General features: G+C 71.5%; 11 protein-coding genes. 2 read left to right on the forward strand and 9 right to left on the reverse strand.

Annotated elements, in window-relative coordinates:
- Nucleotides 1-26 precede the first annotated feature (26 nt).
- Nucleotides 27-3401 (reverse strand): NACHT domain-containing protein, encoded by a 3375-nt coding sequence (locus ACFY61_RS04160; RefSeq protein ID WP_389466687.1) that lies wholly within the window; start codon nt 3399-3401, stop codon nt 27-29.
- A 78-nt stretch (nt 3402-3479) separates the two neighbouring features.
- Complete coding sequence (locus tag ACFY61_RS04165; RefSeq protein WP_389466690.1) at nt 3480-4484, reverse strand: asparaginase; 1005 nt, start codon at nt 4482-4484, stop codon at nt 3480-3482.
- Between the two features lie 130 nt (nt 4485-4614).
- Between ACFY61_RS04165 and ACFY61_RS04170 the strand changes: the two genes are divergently transcribed.
- Nucleotides 4615-5067 (forward strand): Lrp/AsnC family transcriptional regulator, encoded by a 453-nt coding sequence (locus ACFY61_RS04170; protein WP_389466693.1) that lies wholly within the window; start codon nt 4615-4617, stop codon nt 5065-5067.
- A gap of 23 nt (nt 5068-5090) precedes the next feature.
- Here ACFY61_RS04170 and ACFY61_RS04175 read toward each other — a convergent pair whose 3' ends face one another.
- From ACFY61_RS04175 to ACFY61_RS04185, 3 genes are read right to left on the reverse strand one after another with little or no spacing between them, the layout of a single operon-like run.
- Nucleotides 5091-5924 (reverse strand): histidine kinase, encoded by an 834-nt coding sequence (locus tag ACFY61_RS04175; protein WP_389466695.1) that lies wholly within the window; start codon nt 5922-5924, stop codon nt 5091-5093.
- A gap of 38 nt (nt 5925-5962) precedes the next feature.
- Nucleotides 5963-6574, reverse strand: coding sequence for a hypothetical protein (locus tag ACFY61_RS04180; RefSeq protein WP_389466697.1), 612 nt, complete (start codon nt 6572-6574; stop codon nt 5963-5965).
- 25 nt (nt 6575-6599) lie between these two features.
- Nucleotides 6600-8018: a hypothetical protein gene (locus tag ACFY61_RS04185; RefSeq protein ID WP_389466699.1), complete on the reverse strand. Its 1419-nt coding sequence runs from the start codon at nt 8016-8018 to the stop codon at nt 6600-6602.
- A 206-nt stretch (nt 8019-8224) separates the two neighbouring features.
- Between ACFY61_RS04185 and ACFY61_RS04190 the strand changes: the two genes are divergently transcribed.
- Complete coding sequence (locus ACFY61_RS04190; RefSeq protein WP_389466701.1) at nt 8225-9136, forward strand: endonuclease/exonuclease/phosphatase family protein; 912 nt, start codon at nt 8225-8227, stop codon at nt 9134-9136.
- Between the two features lie 282 nt (nt 9137-9418).
- Here ACFY61_RS04190 and ACFY61_RS04195 read toward each other — a convergent pair whose 3' ends face one another.
- Genes ACFY61_RS04195 through ACFY61_RS04210 form a run of 4 tightly spaced genes read right to left on the reverse strand, consistent with a single transcriptional unit; the run spans nt 9419 to nt 17720 of the window.
- A complete protein-coding gene (locus ACFY61_RS04195; protein ID WP_389466703.1) occupies nt 9419-10948 on the reverse strand; it encodes a hypothetical protein in 1530 nt (509 codons plus the stop codon).
- Between the two features lie 57 nt (nt 10949-11005).
- Nucleotides 11006-12514, reverse strand: a complete 1509-nt coding sequence (locus ACFY61_RS04200) for a hypothetical protein (protein ID WP_389466705.1) — start codon at nt 12512-12514, stop codon at nt 11006-11008.
- Nucleotides 12515-12574: 60 nt separating this feature from the next.
- A complete protein-coding gene (locus ACFY61_RS04205; protein ID WP_389466708.1) occupies nt 12575-14038 on the reverse strand; it encodes a hypothetical protein in 1464 nt (487 codons plus the stop codon).
- Nucleotides 14031-17720 (reverse strand): CDP-glycerol glycerophosphotransferase family protein, encoded by a 3690-nt coding sequence (locus ACFY61_RS04210; RefSeq protein WP_389466709.1) that lies wholly within the window; start codon nt 17718-17720, stop codon nt 14031-14033. Before ACFY61_RS04210 ends, ACFY61_RS04205 begins: the two co-directional genes overlap by 8 nt.
- Between the last annotated feature and the right edge of the window lie 108 nt (nt 17721-17828).

Consider the following 17828-nt stretch of genomic DNA (forward strand, 5'->3'; position numbering starts at 1 on the left):
CACCCGTACCACGGCCCGGCCCCCGGTCAGGGGTAGCGCACCCGCACCCCGGCCGGGAGGGCGTCGGCGTTGCGGACGCGCTCCGGCGGCACCGGCAGGACGAGGGACCGCAGCCCGGACACCTCCGCCAGCCCCGCCAGGTCCAGATCGCCCACGGCTCCCGGGGCCCCGGCCATGGCAAACCTCTGAAGCCGGGGGCAGGAGTCCCGCACCCGGTCCAGGGTCAGCTGGGCGTCGTAGGAACCGCGGCCCCGGAGCTCGACGGTGGAGACCGAGGGCAGGACCGTTCCCGCGGGAAGGCTCAGGAAGGAGTGCGCGGTCACGGTCAGGTGGTTCAGCAGGGGCAGGGCGGCGACCTCCGACCAGTCCTCCGCCGAGGAGGGTCCGACTCCGGGGCTGAGGTGCAGGGCTTCGAGCTCTCGGAAGGCGCTCAGACCGGCCAGCCCGCGCAGGGGCCGGTCCGGGCACTCCAGGTGCAGGTTCTGCAGCAGGGGGCCGGAGGGCAGCGCCTCGACGTCCCAGTCCGCACCCCAGGCGAAGGCGACCGCGAGATAACGCAGGGCCGGAAGCATCGCGACCGGATGCCGGCGGAGGTCGGGGGTGCCGCCGATGGCCAGGAACTCGATCGGCAGCCCTCCGATCGCCGAGAGGTCCGTGAGCCCGGGGCAGTCCTGTGCGTCCAGTTCCGTCAGGGTCCCCTGTGAGGCCAGGAACCCGAGGTCGGTGACCTCGGGGTGGGCGAGCATCAGGTCGCTCAGCGCGGTCTCGCCGGCGTAGGAGGCGAGGCGTTCGAGCGGGACCCCGGCGCGGACGTCCAGGCGGGCGGGCCGCTCCGGAAGCCGCCGGAGGAGTTCCAGCTGCTCCGCCGACCGGACGGTGTACAGGAGCGCGTCGGGGTCCAGCCGGGCGATGACCTCGTCGGCGTAGGCGGCGAGGTCGAAGCGCGGCCACGCCCACACGAGCTGGGAGCGGACCGGGCGGAAGGGGTGCCGGGCGTACTGCGCCAGGAACGGCAGGGCGGCGTCGGACGTCACGTGGGAGGCGGCGACGGTCACCAGGTAGGCGTCGTGGTCGCCGAGTCCCTTCGGGCCCGGCAGCAGCCCGAGGACCAGCGGGCCGGCCTCGGCCAGGGCGCGTGCCTCGTCCTCGTCCTTGGGCGGGACGAGCCTGGCGGTGCGGCGCTCCACGGCTTCCCGCACGGCCGGTTCGAGCACGCTGGCCTGCTCCAGGCAGGCCGCGGCCAGCAGGTATACCCGGGACCGGGTCCGCCGGTCGGCGGACTTGTCCCCCGCGGCCAGCAGCCCGCGGAGGATCTCGGCCCGCTCACGCGGCTTCGCGAGGGCGACGGCCATGCGGATGACGTCCTCCCACTGGTCGTCGGCCGCGTGGCCGATCAGCAGGCCGAAGTCGCCCTCCTCCACTGCCGCGCGCGCCCCCAGGAAGTCCTGGAAGGTCTTGTGGACGAAGTCGACCGCGTCCGGGGCGGGTTCGCGCAGCAGTCCGCTGCGCAACAGGAAGTGGTCGTAGACGGCGGTGGCGTCGCCGAGGGCGGCCAGCTCGGGCACGGCGGGAAGGGCCCGGCCGATGATGTCCTCGGCCCGTGAACGGTCCAGCTCGGTACGGCCGTTCTTGATCAGCCAGTAGGCGAGCCGCTGGAGCAGGTCGAGCTGGGCGTCCTCGCCGAGTTCGGGGACCTCGATGTCGCGCTCACGGTCGCGGCGGCTCAGCAGCATGGACAGCGCGGCCTCGTAGAGGTCCTTGCGGCCGTGCGGCAGGTAGCCGCGCCGGTCCCGGTGCAGGGCGCAGATCAGCCCGCACATCAGCGGGTTGGTGGCCAGCCGGCCGAGGTCGGGCTTGGTCCGCACGGCGGTGAGCAGCTGCTGCTCGTACGCGTCGAGCTCCGCCCGGTCCTCGGCGTCCGGCCGGGCGGCCGTGTGCCAGCGCCGGATGAACGTGGCGACCTCGGCGGGACCCATGGCGGACAGGGTGAGCTCGTCGAACCCCTCCTCCGCCAGCCACCGCTCGCCCACGGCGGACGGGCGGGAGGTCACCAGCCAGCGGTTGTCCCCGTCGTACGCCTCCATCAGGTCCCGCAGCCAGCGGCGGGTCCGCTCGCGCTCCCGCTCGGGGACCTCGTCGATGCCGTCGATGAGTACCAGGCCGCGGCCGGCCGCGAGGACGCGCCGCTCCCAGCCGTCCGGCTGGGAACCGGCGAGCGGGGAGTCGACGGCGGCGAGGAAGTCCCTAGGCGCGGGCAGCCGGCCGCCGTTGCGGATGATCGTGCGGAGGGTCAGCACGAACGGGATCCGGTCGTGCAGGTACGCCATGGCCGGGGCCGGGCCCTGCCCGGTGGTGCCCACGGCCAGCCACTGCACCAGCGTGGTCTTGCCCGATCCGGCCTCACCCCGCAGCAGCACGCGGCGGCTGCCGGCGAGCACCTCGTCCGCGGGTTGTGAGTGACGGTTCCGCTGCCAGTACTCGTCGAGCCTGCGGTGGTACTCCTGGTGCTCCAGCTCCTCCTCGATGCGTTCCGGGGCGTAGAACTGCTCGGCGACCTCGTCCGGCATAGCTGCGGGCTGCTCGTCGGGCTCGGGCTCGGGCTCGGGCTCGGCGTCGGGGGGCCCGTCGTATGCCGGCAGGTGTACGCACGGGTCGTCGTAGTGCGGCCACGGCGGGGACGTCGAGGTGGCCTCCAGGCTCAGGTACGCCACGTCCAGCGGCCACCGGGCCGGGCTGCGGTTGAGGTCGATGCCGTAGATCGTCAGCCGGCCGTGCCGCTTCGCGACGTGCCGCAGGTACTCCTGTTCGAACGCGGCGTCCTCCGCCCCCGGCAGCGGGTTGCGGCGGATCAGTTCGTCGACCTTCGCCGTGAGGTCGGCGACCGCGCGGGTCTGTTCGACCAGGGTGTGGGCCACGAAGGTGGAGCGCTGGGTGAAGAAGTGGAGGATGTGCAGGCAGGCCGAGTCGAGCAGCCGCGCGTGGAAGTACGTGGCGTCGGCGCTCAGTTCGCGGGTCGGGTCGCCGGTCGCCGCCTCGGCGGCGCGGCGCAGGGCGCGGGCGAAGTCGTGCGCGCCCAGCCGGACCGCGTCCAGGTCGGTGATCTTGAGGTCGCCGAGTGCGTGCAGCGTGGTGGCCAGCGCGTCGGTGACCGCCTGCTCCTCGTCGCCGGCGATCGGCCGCTCGCCACCGGTCCGCAGGGCGTGCTTGACGATCTTCCCGGCGAGGCCGCGCACGTCCGCCTCGGTCAGGCTCCGCTTCTCGCCCCGGAAGGAGACGTACCCGGAGATCCGGACCGGCTTGTCGACGACGCCCGCGCCCGGGCCCTCGGTGACGAAGAGCTTCCGGACCAGTGGGCCGAGCACGCTCGACGCCAGCCTGATGCCGATGGTCCCCGGTTCCATGTACGCGCCCCCCGCGAGCTTCGAGCCGATGCCCCGGGGACGATCCTACGTGCCGAACGCCGCTTCCCCCGCCCGGAGTTACGCGCCGACCAGCGGTTTCGACTCCCCCGCGCCGAGGGCCAGCCGGAGCATCCGCTCCTGTTCCGCCCGGTCGTCGGAGGCGAGGAGGGCGGAGAGCACGGCGATGCGGGACTGGCCGGCGCGCAGGGTGCCGGTCGGGACGGCGCCGGCGGCGACCAGGTCGACCGCGCCGCCGTGGGTGTAGATCTCGGTGACGGGGCCGGACTGCACCCGCGTGGTGAGGGCGACCAGGACCCCGCGGGCGGTGGCTTCGGCGACCGCCTCCACGAACTCCGGGGTGGCGTTGCCGGCGCCGGTGGCGACCAGCACCATGCCCCGGGCGCCGGCGTCGACGGCCGCGCGGAACAGCAGCGGGTCGGCGTCGGCGTGGTGCATGACCATGTCCACGCGGGGCAGGGCTTCCGGCATGCCCGGCAGGGCGAGGGGCCGCGGGCGCTGCGGCTGCCGCAGCACGGTGACCTTGCCGAAGCCGGTCTTGCCGACCCACTCCCCCGACGGGTCGGCGAACGCGTCGGCGACCAGCGTCTGGGTCTTGACCGTGCCGCGCGCGGCGTGCACCCGGCCGGCGAAGGAGACCAGGACGCCGAGGCCGCGGGTGGTGGCGGCGACGAGCAGGGCGTCGTAGAGGTTGCCGGGGCCGTCGCCGTCCTCGATGCCCATCGGCAGCTGGGCGCCGGTGAAGACGACGCTGCGCTCGTCGTGGTGGTGCAGGTCGACGAGGAAGGCCGACTCCTCCAGGGTGTCGGTGCCGTGGGTGACCACGACGCCCTGGACACCGGGGTCGGCGAGCACCTCGTGGACGGTGCGGAGCAGGGTGAGCTGGTGGGCGGTGGTCAGCCGGGGGCTGTTCACGCTGAACAGGTCGACGACCTCGACGGTGACGTCCTCCGGCAGCGGCGCGGTGGCCACGACCTCCCGGCCGTCGGCGTCCGCGGCGAAACCCGATCCCTGCCAGCGGCTCGCTATGGTGCCGCCGGTACTGATGACGACGATGCGTCCCACGCCTGGTCCCGCCCTTCCCCTCGCACGTACACGCGAATCTTTCCCAACGCGCCATGGTAGGGAGTTATGCGCGCAATGTGCTTGCGAGTTCCGGCAGGTCGGCGCCGGGAGCGTAGGGGATGATTGCGTCATGGACGCAATCGATCGCGAAATCTTGCGTGAGCTCCAGAAGGACGGGCGGCTCAGCAACCAGGAGCTGGCCCAGCGGGTGGGGCTGACGCCCTCCCCCTGCATGCGCCGTGTGCGGCAGCTGGAGCAGGACGGGGTGATCCAGGGCTACCGCGCGGTGATCGACCCGGAGGCCGTCGGGCGCGGCTTCGAGGTGCTGGTGTCGGTGGAGGTGCGCCGCGACCGGGAGTCGGTCGAGGCCTTCGAGGCGGCGCTGACGGAGATCCCGGACGTCATCGAGGCCTACCGGCTGTTCGGCAGCCCCGGCTGCCTGCTGCGGATCGCGGTCGCCGACCTGCGCGCGTACGAGCGGCTGTGGATCGAACAGCTCACCGCGCTGTCGGGGGTGACCGAGGTGAACTCGCAGATCATCATGAAGCGCATCAAGGAGCCCACCGGCCTCCCGGTGGGCTGAGCCCTCCGGGAGGCCGCCGGTCGTCAGGCCCCGCGGAGCTCGTGCTCCTCGGGCAGCAGGCCGGCGATCAGCTCCCACACCCGCTTCGCGGGAATGCGCACCAGCCGGGTCGGGGTGTCCGGGCCGATGTCGCCTTCGCCCACCGGCTCCTCCGGCAGCTCGCGGTGCCAGTAGCCCAGCGGGCCGCAGTCCCAGACGGCGATGCCGCGGCCGGCGACGCCGTCCTGGCCGTCCTCGTGCGCCTGCCAGGCGGCGGTCATCCGCCAGCTGGCCCGGACCTCGGCGATCAGCTCGGTGAGCAGGGCGGCCTGCTCGTCGCCGAGGGTGGCGTCCGCGCCGTCGAGGGCCTTGCGGATGTACGCGCGCTCGTTGTCCACCAGCTCGGCGAACGGTACGCCGACGAGGGCGTTGACCCCGGCCTCGACGGTGCCCAGCCGGGTCTCGACCACCCCGCCTGCCCCTTCCACGGGCCGGGACTGCTGGAGGTTGACGAGGTCGGCCAGCACGAAGACGGCGGTCCGGGGCTCGACCATGGCGTACTCGGACTCGTCGGTGTCCGGCCAGGCGTGGTGGGAGACGGCGCCCTCCCGGCCGATGAACAGGCCGTGGTGCAGGTTCCCCTGCCGCCCGGCGGTCTCCAGCGACACGACGACCGAGGGCTCCATCACCGTCTCCAGCACCGGCTGGAGGACGTGCGCGAGGAGCCCTTCCTCGGTGATCAGACCACAGGTCCGCAGCTGCTCGCGGGCCTGCAGCAGCTCGGCGGGGGCGGGTTGGCCCGCCGCCTCCGCGATGAGCACCATCATGTGCTCGTCGCTCAGGCGGAAACGGCCCCGGGAAAGGTCATAGGAAGGCATGCGGTCACTCGCTCGGTTCGTGGTCGGTCGGGTGGTGGTCAGGTGAGGGCGCTGTCGGCGGCGACGTGGAACACCCGCGAGATGCCGGAACGGACCGCTCCGCGCCGGGTGAGCGCGGACCGGTCGACCCCGGTGAAGAGCACCGCGAGCGCGATGTCGGCGCCCACCGCGCGGCCCGCCACCGTCACCTCGGCCCGCTTGCGCTTGCCGAACCCGGCCTCGCGGACGGTGACGGTCACCCCGCGGTCCTCGTTGTCCGCGGCGCGGTGCAGGACGTAGGAGCGCCGGTTGACGGCCCACAGCCGGTAGCGGTCGCCGGCGTGCTTCAGGTGCAGGGCGCGGCCGCGGTGGGTGGCCGCCCACCGGTTCCGCTTCAGGTAGGCGTGGGCGCCGCCGACGCGCAGGGTGGCCCCGTTGAGGGTGGGGCGTTCGGCGATCACCACCTGGATGCCGCGCGACTCGTACACGGCTTCCGGCAGGTGGCCGCCGAGGACCTGTACGGCGCACACGTCCTCGGCGGGGCTCGGCAGCGAGGAGACGGTGATCTCGCCCCACTCGGGCGAGGTGCCGCGGAAGCCGTGCCGTGCGGGCTCGCCCTTCCCGCCGCCCTGCCAGGCGTTCAGGGTGAACGGAGCGGTCTGGATGTGCATCTGCTGCCTGCCTACTCTGCTGCCTCTAGTCGAACGGGTTCAGCGCGCTGCCGAGCTTCTTCGCGCCGCTGACGAGGCCGTCCCCGGCCTTCTCGAAGGCGTTGCCGATGGCCTCGCGGTGCTCCCAGGCCAGGGAGGCGCCGTAGGCGATGCCGGTGCCGACGGCCAGACCGGCGGTGACCGGGTTCGGCGCGACCATCATGGCGGTCATGGAACCGCTGAACAGCGTGCCGGTCAGGTCGCTGGCGAACTTCTCCGGCTTCGCCTTGATCATGTCGGTGTCGTAGGTGGCGAGGTTGGCGATGCCGTACGCGGTACCGGCCACGCCGCCGACCACGCCCGCGCCGCGCAGCCAGCCGGCCGCCTTCAGCGCGTTGCCCATGCCGCCCTGCTTGGCGACGGTGATCAGGTTGGCCTCGGAGGCGACCGGGATGAAGAACTTGCCGTGCTTCATCTTGCCGCCCCACATGGCCGCCTCGTCGGAGCCGGTCAGGGCGCCCACCACGTTGGGCGGCAGCTTGCTGAGCAGGCCGCCGGGCGCGGCCCCGGCCAGGCGGGAGTTGACGGTGCGCGGCACCAGGGTGCTGGGCGAGTTGAACTGCGCCGGGAAGTTGCCGAGCTTGAGGTCCTTGAAGTACTTGTGCAGCTTGTAGGAGTTCATGCCGACGGCGGTGAGCGCCGTGGCGAACATGCCGGCCGTGATCGTGCCCTTCTGGACCTGCATGATCAGGTCGGCGAGCTTGGCGTTGCCCGAGAGCCGGGTGATGCCCTCCTTCTGGAGGCGCTCCAGCCAGTCGTCGAGGGTCTCGTTGTCCCGCTTCTTCGCCCAGGCGAGGTCCATCCGGTCCTGCTTCTGGGCGTTGTCGGCGTCGGCGACCGCGCCGGCGTTGCCGTTGAAGCCTGTGCCGAGGGTTCCGTCACCCTTGCCGCCCAGCCCGTCGACGACCACGGCCTCCAGGTCCTTCTTCAGGTCCTGGTCGGCCTCGTCGATCGCCTTGACGCATTCCTTGATGTAGTCGTTCCAGGACTGCTCGGACTTGCGGACGCTGGCCATGTAGTCCGGGTCGTGCCGCATGGCGTTCTTCTCGGCGGCGCTCAGCTTCTCCGTGTCGAAGGTGACGACGCCCGCGTCCGAGACCTTCATGCCCGCCTTCACGGCGTCCGCCTTGGCGTTCTCCAGCGTCTTCTTCAGCTCGGAGAACTGCTGGTGGCCGTTGCGCAGCAGGGTGGCGGTGGCCTTCGCCTGGGTCTGCGCGGCCTGGTACTCGTACCGGGTGGCGGCGAAGTTCGTCACGGAGACCGAGGCGCTGACGCCGGTCCAGGTGCCGCCCATGTGGATCTTCTGCACGCTGTCCCGGTAGCGTTCCTCGACCTTGCGTATCTCGTCGGCCATGGACTGCCACTTGTCCGCCGCGGTCAGAAGGCCCGCGAAGTCGGTCGTCATGACTTCCTGGTACGTCAGCATCCGGCGCGTCCCCCGCTGCGGTCGATCAAGGCTTCGACGGCAGCCTATACGCTCGAATCCCGCCTACCGCAAGGCAGACCTGCGACGAACGGCGACGAGCGGCGGCGAACGGCGATCCTGGTACCGGCGGTGAGCTGACGGACCGTGATGCGGGGAAGCGGCGCGTCATGCTCAATGATGTCCCAATGCGCTATCCGAGAGAAACCACGAAGCGGCGGGTGCGCGGGCGGCTCGCCCGCGCGGTGGCGGTGTTCGCACTGCTGCCCCTGGCCGCCTGCACGTCCGCTTCCGGCGACAAGCCCGCCGCCATGGTCCCTCGCGGTGAGGAGCCCGGACGTGTGACCGTCGCCACGTGGAACATCTGCGGACCGGACCGCTGGGGCGGCTGCCCGGGCACCGGCAGCCCGACGGACAAGGCGCGTCAGCTGCGCAAGCTGGCCGAGGACCGCGGCGTGCGCGTGATGCTGCTCCAGGAGGTGTGCTCGGACGACCTGCGGGCCACGGCGAAGCGCATGGGCCCGGACTGGCACAGCACCTTCGAGCCGTACATCCAGGCGGCCACGAGCGGTGAGCGGAACCCGGTCCGGTGCGAGGGGCAGGGCAGCGGCGAGGCGGGCATCGGTCTGCTGGCCGCCTCCCCGCTGGAGAACGTGCAGGTCATCGACGTCCAGCAGCCGGCCACCGGCATCCAGCGCGCGTTCATGTGCGCCGACCTGCCCGCGCTGGCGATCCGCGCCTGCAACGCGCACGTGATGCTGCCCGCCAACGCGGCCCGCCCGGAGCAGGAGATGCGCGGCTCCCAGCTGCGCACGCTGGTCGAGGCCTCCGACAAGCGGACGGTGTTCGGCGGCGACTTCAACTCCAAGCCGCCGGTGGACCGCAGCACGGCCTGGATCTGGCCGGCCGAGGCGTACACGGTGTACCAGGAGTGCGACCAGCTGGGCGAGAAGCGGACCGGCAGGCCCACCCACAAGGGCGGCGTGAAGCTGGACTACCTCTTCACGGCGATGCCGCGGCTCGGGTGCGACACCTTCGAGACCCGGTACTCGGATCACCAGCCGCTGGTGATGCAGATCTCCACGGCCGGGGGGCGCTGACGCCCGTCGCGTCGAGGCCCGGGGGCGGGCGCCGGGGGCGGGGCCGGTCGGGGGGCGGGGGCCGGGGGGGGGGGGGGGGCGCGGGGGGGGGGGGGGGGGGGGGGGGGGGGGGGGGGGGGGGGGGCGGGGGGCTCCGGGCAGGGGTGTCCGGGACTGCATGATTCACGGCGCCCGCGAGGAGCTTGGCGGTGGGACGGGGTCGCGCCGCAAATCACGCTTTACGTCCCGGACACCCCAGCCCTCCGCCCCCGTCCCCCTCGCGCCGTCCGTCCTGTTCTGCGATCACATCCGGGCGTCGAAGAAGCCGCCGTTCTGCGCGGGCACCCCGTAGCCGTGGGAGGGGGCGTGGCCGCCGCCCTGCGGGCCGGCGGGCGGTCCCAGGGTGGTGAAGGGGACGGACACCCAGGCCGAGTAGTTGCCCACCGCGTCGACGGCGATGGCCTCCACGGAGTGCGGGCCGTCGTGCCAGGCCCAGCCGGGCTCCCAGATCCACGAGCCGTCCGGACGCACCGCGCAGGAGCCCAGCCCCACCCCGGCCTCCTGGAAGTCGACGCGCACGGCGCCGGGCGCGAAGCCGACGAAGTTCACGACGGGGCCGGGGAGCTGCTGGTGCGGGCCGGGCGTGGTGACCGTCAGGGTGAGCTGCTGCCCCGCCGCCTGGCCGGGCTGGGTCACCGTCTCGAAGACCTCCTTCATGGCGGTGAACACCACCTCCGCGCGCGTGGACTGGCGGTTCGCGCCGTCCGCGGAGAACAGCCTGATGGCGTGCCGGCCGATGCTCATCTGCCGTTCCGGCTGCCACCGCCAGGTGCCGTCGCCGGCCACCGGCGCGGAGCCGATGTGCTTGCCGTTCTCCCAGAGGCTGACCCGGACCGCGCCCGGGGCGACGCCGGACAGCACCAGGCCGGCGGCGGGGACGCGGGCGTTGGCCTCGGGGTAGGTCACCATGGGCTGCGGGACGGAGTCGTTGATCAGCGAGGTCTGCTTGAGGTAGCCCTCGATGCCCGACTTGTCCCGGCCGGGCTCCTCCGGCCGGGTGGTGGCCGAGCCGAAGCGGGGGGTGACGCCCTCGACCAGCTGGTGCAGCAGGCCGACCATGAACGGCAGGCAGCGCAGCGTCACCTCGGGGTGACGGGTGATCAGCGGCGAGACGTTGTAGATGAAGTTGAAGTTCGGGTAGCCCTGGAAGAGCGGCAGGTACGGCTCCAGCTGCTCGGCGAAGTGCTCGTCGTTGGGCGAGGAGAGCAGGTAGATGTTGGTGGACCGGTTGCCGTTGCGGATCGTGTCGGGCAGGACCCGGTCGATGATCGCCGTGTTCTCGTCGTTGACCTCGCCCATCATCAGCTTGGCGGCGGCGGGCACGCGGGCCCGGGCCGAGGTGCCGACGCGGAGCATGGGCACGCTGCTGACGACGTTCCCGAAGCCGTACTTCAGGCCGAAGAACATCGCGGCGGTGCCGCCCTTGGAGCTGCCGAACATGGTGACCTGCTCGGGGGTGAGCCCCAGCGAGTTCATCACGCGGTGGATCACCGCGGCCACCGACTGCTCCAGGGAGAAGTCCATCCCCTTGCACAGGTAGTAGCTGTTCGCACCGTCGAAGAGGTCGCGGATCCACAGGATGTTGGCGCGCACCTGGTCCAGGGTGCCGGTGGACCAGCCGTACTCCTGCGGCGCCGTGTAGTTCGCGAAGACCACCACCAGGTGCCGGTTGTCGTTCCGCGCGTGGGCGAACCGGTACTCGACCGGCACCGGTCCCGAGCTGTCTATGCCGGTGACGGTGGGGCGGTTGCTCTTCTTAGTGGGCTTGGACATCTGCGGAGCTCGTTCCTCTCGCCCGCTGCGCGGGCATGGGGAGGGAGATGACGGGGTTCACCACTGGGCCGGGACCTGCTGCTGGCCTCCGGCCCCCCGGTACGGCGGGTAGCCCGGGTCGGAGGGGTAACCGGGGTCGGAGGGGTAACCCGGCTCGGGGGCCGGGTAACCCGGGTCCGCCGGGTATCCCGGGTCCGCCGGGTATCCCGGGTCCGCCGGGTATCCCGGGTCCGCCGGGTAACCCGGGTCGGGCGGGTACCCATGGTCCGCCGGGTACCCCGGGCCGGCCGGGGCGTACGGGCCGGCCGGCGGCACGTGCTGACCCGGCGGGACGTACTGGCCGGCCGGCACGTACTGGCCCGCGGGCACGTACTGTCCCTGCGCCGGTACGTGCTGGGCGGGCACGGGCTGGGCCGGCGGCCCGGCCTGCTGCTGAGGCGGGTAGGCGTTCTCGACCACGGTGAACGCCAGCTCGCCGCGCTCCGAGTACCGGCCCGCCGAGTCGGCGGAGAAGTACCGCAGCACGTGCCGGCCCGGGGTCCACTGGCGGTCCGGATCCCAGGTCCAGCTGCCGTCCGCCGCGAGCGTCGGGGAGCCCACGTACTTGCCCTTCTCCCAGAAGGAGACCCGGGCCGCGCCCGGCGCGAAGCCGGTGAACCGCAGCCGGGGCGGGACCTGGGACTCCGGCGCCGGGTAGGTCACGGTCGGCGTGCGAAGTTCCTGGGTGACCTTCGAGGTCTGCTTCAGGTAGCTCTCGATGCCGGACCGGTCCGCCTCCGGACGCTCCGGGATGGTGCTCACCATGCCGAACCGCGGCACCAGCCCCTCGGCCAGCTGCTGGAGCAGGCCCATCATGAACGGCAGGCAGCGCGGGGTCACCTCGGGGTGCTTCTTGATCAGCGGCGAGACGCTGTACAGGAAGTTGAAGTTCTCGTACCCCTGGAACAGGCCGACGAAGGGTTCGACCTGCTCCTTGTACTGCTCGTCGCTGGGCGAGGTGATCAGGTAGACGTTGGCGGACCGGTTACCGGCGCGCACCACGTCCGGTACGACCTGGTCGAGGATCCGGATCTTGTCCGGCGTCACCTCGCCCATCATCAGCTTGCGCGCCCTGGGCAGCCTGCTGACGTACGTGCCCACGTGGAACTGGGGCACGCTGCTGACGATGTTGCGGAAGCCGTACTTCAGGCCGAAGAACAGCGCCGCCGTGCCGCCCTTGGAGCTGCCCAGCATGGTGCAGTCGTCCGGCGTGCTGCCCAGGGAGGCCATGACCCGGTGGATCACCCCGGCCACCGACTGCTCCAGGGAGAAGTCCATCCCCTTGCACAGGTAGTAGCTCTGCGCCCCGTCGAACAGGTCGCGGATCCACAGCACGTTGGCGCGCAGCTGGTCGAGGACGCCGTTGGACCAGCCGTACTCGTCCGGGGCGTTGAAGTTGGCGAAGACCACGACGAGGTGCCGGTTGCCGTTCTTGGCGTGCGAGAACCGGTACTCGATGGGCACCGGGCCGGACGTGTCGACGCCGGTGACCGTGGGACGCGCGCTCTTCTTAGTGGGCTTGGACATGTGCGGACTTCATTCCTCTCGCCCGCTTCCCGGGCATGGGCAGACGGGAGACGACACGGCTCACCACCTGGTCGGCACCTGCGGGTGGGCGCCCGGCTCCGCTGCGGCCGGATACCCGGCCCCGGGCTGTACGTGGTGGCCGGGCGGCTGCGGCGGCTGGTGGCCGGGCGGCACGTGGTGGAGCTGCGGCCCCGCCGGGACGTGCTGGAGCCGCGGGGCGGGCTCGGACCGGTACTGCTGCCCGGCCGGCGCGGCCGCGTACTGCTGCCCGGCCGGCGCGGCCGCGTACTGCTGCGCGGCCGGTGCCTGGGCGGCCTGCTGCTGGTGGGCGCCCTGCTCCACCACCGTGAAGGCCAGCTCGCTGCGCTCCGAGAAGCGGTTGGCGGCGTCGACCGCGAGGTACTTGACCACGTGCCGGCCCGGGGTCCACGGGCGGTCCGGCTCCCAGGCCCAGCTGCCGTCCGCGGCGACCCGCGGGGAGCCGAGGTACTTGCCCCGCTCCCAGAACGAGACCCGCACCGCGCCCGGGGCGAACCCGGTGACGCGCATGCCGGTGGCCGGTACGAGGGCCTCCGGGGCCGGCGCCGTCACGGTCGGCGGGGCGGGCGGGGGGCCGTCGCCCGCCGCCGGTGCGCCCGCCGTCTGCGCGCCCGCCGCGGGCCGCGCGGCCCGGGCGGGACCGGCGGCCCCGGTCCCGCCGGTCTGCCGGAGGTAGGCGTCGATGCCGGAGGTGTCGTGCTCCGGGGCCTCGGGAACGGTGCGCACCGACCCGAGCCGCGGGGCCACGCCCTCGACGAGCAGGTTGAGCAGGCCCAGCATCATCGGCGCGTTGCGCAGGGTCACCTTGGCGTGGCCGGAGATCAGCGGGGACTCGTTGTAGACGAAGTTGAAGTTCTCGTAGCCCTGGAACAGCGGCAGGAACGGCTCCAGCTGTTCGCCGTACTGCTCGTCGCGCGGCGAGGTGAGCAGGTAGATGTGGGCGGAGCGGTTCGCGGCGGACCGGACGATGTCGGGCATGACGGAGTCGAGCACCCGCACGTTGGCCTCGGTCACCTGGCCCATCATCATCCGGGCGGCGGCCGGCATGGCCCGCTGCACGAAGGTGCCGATGCGGAACTGCGGGACGCTGCACACGATGTTCCGGAAGCCGTACCTCAGGCCGTAGAACAGCGCGGCGGTGCCGCCCTTGGAGCTGCCGAACATCGTGACCTGGTCGGGGGTGAGGCCCAGCGAGTTCATGACCCGGTGGATCACCCCGGCCACCGCCTGCTCCAGGGAGAAGTCCATTCCCTTGCACAGGTAGTAGCTGTTCGCGCCGTCGAACTTGTCGCGGATCCAGAGGATGTTGCTCCGCAGCGGGTCGAGGATGCCGGTCTGCCAGCCCCACTCCTCGGGGGCGTGCAGGTTGGCGAACACCACGACCAGGTGCCGGTTGCCGTTCTTCGCGTGCGAGAAGCGGTACTCGACCGGCACCGGCCCGGAGGTGTCCACGCCGCCGGTGACGGCTCGGGGCTGCTTAGACATGAGCGGAGTTCATTCCTCTCACCGGCTGTCCCGGGACCTGGATCGTGGCGGTCCGTGCCGGCGCCTGCCTCACCACGGCCTGGGAGGGGTCCATGTCGCCGCCCGCGATGAGGATGCGGTCCGAGAGCCGCGCCGAGGCGAGGCCGTCGTCCAGGTCGCAGAACTCCTGCTGGAACCAGCGGTACCGGGCGGCGTAGCCGTGCTGGACGTAGTCGATGTTCCGGATCGCGTGGACCAGGTCTTCGGAGGTGTACAGCAGCGGCCCCGGCGCGGACTTCTCGAAGTCGAAGTAGAAGCCGCGCAGGGTGTCGCGGTAGTGGTCCAGGTCGTACGTGAAGAAGAGGATGGGCCGCCCCGTGTTGACGAAGTCGAACATCAGGGAGGAGTAGTCCGTGATCATCACGTCGGTGATGAGCGAGAGGTCCGCCATGTCGGGGTAGTCCGACACGTCGTAGACGAACCGGTCGCCGGCGCCGGGCACCGGGTCGACGACGTTGGGGTGCCGGCGGACCAGCAGGACGTGGTCGTGGCCCAGCTGCGCCTTGGCCGCGGCCAGGTCGATGCGGAAGTCGAGCTTGTACTTGCCCGGGGCGTAGTACTGGTCGTCGCGCCAGGTCGGCGCGTACAGGATGACGCGCTTGCCCGGCGGCAGGCCGATCCGGCGCCGGACCTCCTCCGCCCGCCGGCCGGTGTTGGCCTGGCGCAGGATGTCGTTGCGCGGGTAGCCGCACTCGACCATCTCGTTGGGGAACTGGAAGGCCCGCTGGAGGATCGGGGTGCTGAAGCTGTTCGGGGACACCAGCATGTCCCAGTTCTGCACCTCCTTCTCCAGCCGCTCCATGTAGCGCTTGTCGGCGAAGTGCACGGCCTCGATGTCGTGGCCGATGCGCTTGAGCGGGGTGCCGTGCCAGGTCTGCACGACGATCTGGCCCTCGCGCTTCTGGAACCAGTCGGGGAGGTGGTTGTTGGCGACGACGTACTTCGCCCGGGCGAGCGCGTCGTACCACTCGGGGGACCACATGCGGACGGCGCGGGCGGTCGGCGGGACCTGCACCTGGTCGTCCTTGACCACCCACAGGTGTTCCAGGTCCACGCCCCGGCGGACCATCTCCTCGTGGACCGCGCGCGGGTTGTCGGAGTACTGGCTGCCCTTGAAGGCGTCGAAGAGCACGGCCTGGCGTACCGGGCGGCGGCGCGCGGCCGGGTAGGCGACGGTGCGCAGCAGCTTCTGCCGGTAGGGGCCGCGGGCCTCGTCCGGCATGGCCGAGTGGACGAGCAGCGACAGCCGGTCGTAGGCCTCGGCCTGGAGCTCGTAGCGGCGCTCCTCGTGCCACATGTCGGTGGGCAGCGTCGGGATCATGTCCTGACGCATCTTGATCATGAGGTCGGGGGCGCGCTCCTCGGCGGGGACCGCGGAGGGGTCCTGGCGCCGCAGGAAGAAGTCCCAGCGGCCGGACGCCAGCGGGATCTCGCCGGCGAGGGTGCGCATGGCGGCGGGCTTGAGGAGGAAGCCGAACTCCTCGCCGCGCCAGGTGATGGGCAGGACCCGCTCGGCGCCGTGGGCGCGGGAGCGCACGACGACGTGGGCCGCGGCCAGCTCGGCGGTGTTGAGGGTGTCCTCGGCCGTGTAGCGGGCCACGATGGCCAGCGAGCCGTCCTCGCGCCAGGTGGCGGAGCTGGCCATGGGGAGGGTGTCCCGCTCGAACAGCACGACGTAGCCGGAGCCGTTGCGGTGCAGGAAGACCTCGCGGTCGGCCCGTTCGGTCTGCAGGGAGGCGGGCAGGCGGTAGTGGCCGTCCGGGGCGTCCTCGGCGAGGACGGGGTAGATCGGCGCCTTGCGGCCCTCGACGTGGAAGGTGGTCTTCCAGCCGTTGCTGCCGGTGTTCCAGGTCAGCGGCACGCCGTCGTCGGAGGCCATGCGGTGGCCGGGGACGAAGGCCTTGAGCGGGACCTTGGTGACGAAGGTGTACCAGCCCTCGCCGCCCTCCTGGAAGTGGACCCAGGAGTCGTGGCGGCCGGCGCCGCCCATGCTGGCGACCCGGAACTTGCCCCATTCGGGCATCTTCGGGCCGAGGTAGACGCCGCGGATCTCCAGGTTGTCGCCGACCACCTTGTGGGAGGTGATGCGGCAGCGGACCCGCTCGACGCGCAGCTTGAGCTTGCCGTCGAGGAAGAGGGGCACCACGCGGGTGTTCTTCTCCACATACTGGTACGGCGGGTTCGCCGCGTTGCCGGCGCTGCCGCGGACGATGCCCTTGTAGCGGAAGAGGCCGCGGCTGAGCACGCCGGCCGCCACGTCCCAGGTGCCCTCGGTCCACTCGCCCTTGCGCTTGAGCCGGGTCACGTCGAACTGGACCTGGAAGCCGGCCCAGTCGTAGCAGTAGCGGTTCTGCTGGGAGTGCTCGGTGGCCTGCGGGTAGTAGGTGGTCTTCGCCTTCTGGACCAGCGTCCGGTTCTGCTTCTTGTTCCGGATGGCGAGGGCCTTGATGGACATGTGCCGTTTGTGCACGTTGATGAAGCGGACGTACGCGGAGCCCTCCAGGGTCAGCGTGGTGTCCGACTCCCAGTACGCGTCGCTGAGCGAGCCGTGCAGGGACAGTTCCTTGTCCAGCCGGAAGGCGCTCTTGTCCAGACCCACCGAGCGGTCGCCGAGGTAGGGGTAGTTCAGGTAGCGGTGCAGGCGCCGCTGGACGGGGATGGGGCCGCCCTTGCGCTCGAACTCCAGGACGTCGAGGAGCTCCTTGAGCCGGCCCTCGCGGACCAGGAGCCACTTCACCCGGGCGTCGGCGGGGAGCTCGTCGATGATGTCCTCGTCGGCCTCGTCGAGGAATTCGTTCGCCCACTGCATGAAGGCGTCGTGGTATTCGGCGTCGGCGTCCGGGAGCACCTTCAGGTGCAGCATCAGGTCGGACTTCAGGCAGGCGAGGTCGTACTGCCGCTTGTGGTCGGAATAGGACTTCGAGCGGTGGCCGGCGAGGAACTGGCTGACCGAGCGCACGGCGGCGACGCGGTCCTGGAGGTTGCTGAACTCGGTGTGCCGCTGGGTGATGGAGGGGGCGGCACCGCCCTCGCGCCGGCGCCAGAAGTAGACGATGTCGGTGAGGGTGTCCACCTTGGCCGCGCGGAAGTGCGCGAACATGTTGACCCAGGAGTCCTCATACATGACTCCCTCGGGGAACTGGATGAAGTGGTAATCCCAGAAGCTCCGGCGGAACAGCTTGTTCCATACGGTCCGGTCGTAAATGAGGGCCGGGAACCGGGTGATGTGGGTGCCGCGCCGGTTCTTCGCCATGGGCGTCTTGTGGAGGGGGGACTGCCACTTCTTGGTGGAGTTCATCATCTGCACGTTGCCGGAGACGAAGTCCGATCCGGTGTCTTCCAGCGTGCGGACCAGCAACTCGTAGGCGTATTCCGGAATGACGTCGTCACCGTCGACGAATGCGAGGAACTCCGCTTCGGGATGAGCGGCGCGGATCCCGACATTCCGGGCATGTCCGGGTCCCATGGACTGCTGGCGTATGAGCCGGAACCGCAGGTCCCGCTGACAGAACTTGGCCGCGATCGCGGTCGAGGAGTCGGTCGAGCCGTCATCGACCAGGATGACCTCGAGCTCCTTGAACGTCTGCCTGGCTATGGACTCCAGGCACTCTTCGAGGTAGATCTCGACGTCCTGAAAGGGCACAACGACGCTCAGGCGGGGCCTACCTGCCACTCGCGACACTCCTCGATCATCCGCTCAACCATCGGCCGGTGTCGACCCCCGCCGAGCCACAGCACAGGCTTATTCGGC

The sequence above is a fragment of the Streptomyces sp. NPDC012888 genome, assembly GCF_042900645.1.
Lineage (GTDB): Bacteria > Actinomycetota > Actinomycetes > Streptomycetales > Streptomycetaceae > Streptomyces.

What these genes read in the sequence shown, in the direction of transcription:
- ACFY61_RS04160 (WP_389466687.1), bottom strand. Translation starts at nt 3,401, where the DNA reads ATGGAACCGGGGACCATCGGCATCAGGCTGGCGTCGAGCGTGCTCGGC.
- ACFY61_RS04170 (WP_389466693.1), top strand. Translation starts at nt 4,615, where the DNA reads ATGGACGCAATCGATCGCGAAATCTTGCGTGAGCTCCAGAAGGACGGG.
- ACFY61_RS04175 (WP_389466695.1), bottom strand. Translation starts at nt 5,924, where the DNA reads ATGCCTTCCTATGACCTTTCCCGGGGCCGTTTCCGCCTGAGCGACGAG.
- ACFY61_RS04180 (WP_389466697.1), bottom strand. Translation starts at nt 6,574, where the DNA reads ATGCACATCCAGACCGCTCCGTTCACCCTGAACGCCTGGCAGGGCGGC.
- ACFY61_RS04185 (WP_389466699.1), bottom strand. Translation starts at nt 8,018, where the DNA reads ATGACGACCGACTTCGCGGGCCTTCTGACCGCGGCGGACAAGTGGCAG.
- ACFY61_RS04190 (WP_389466701.1), top strand. Translation starts at nt 8,225, where the DNA reads ATGCGCTATCCGAGAGAAACCACGAAGCGGCGGGTGCGCGGGCGGCTC.
- ACFY61_RS04195 (WP_389466703.1), bottom strand. Translation starts at nt 10,948, where the DNA reads ATGTCCAAGCCCACTAAGAAGAGCAACCGCCCCACCGTCACCGGCATA.
- ACFY61_RS04200 (WP_389466705.1), bottom strand. Translation starts at nt 12,514, where the DNA reads ATGTCCAAGCCCACTAAGAAGAGCGCGCGTCCCACGGTCACCGGCGTC.
- ACFY61_RS04205 (WP_389466708.1), bottom strand. Translation starts at nt 14,038, where the DNA reads ATGTCTAAGCAGCCCCGAGCCGTCACCGGCGGCGTGGACACCTCCGGG.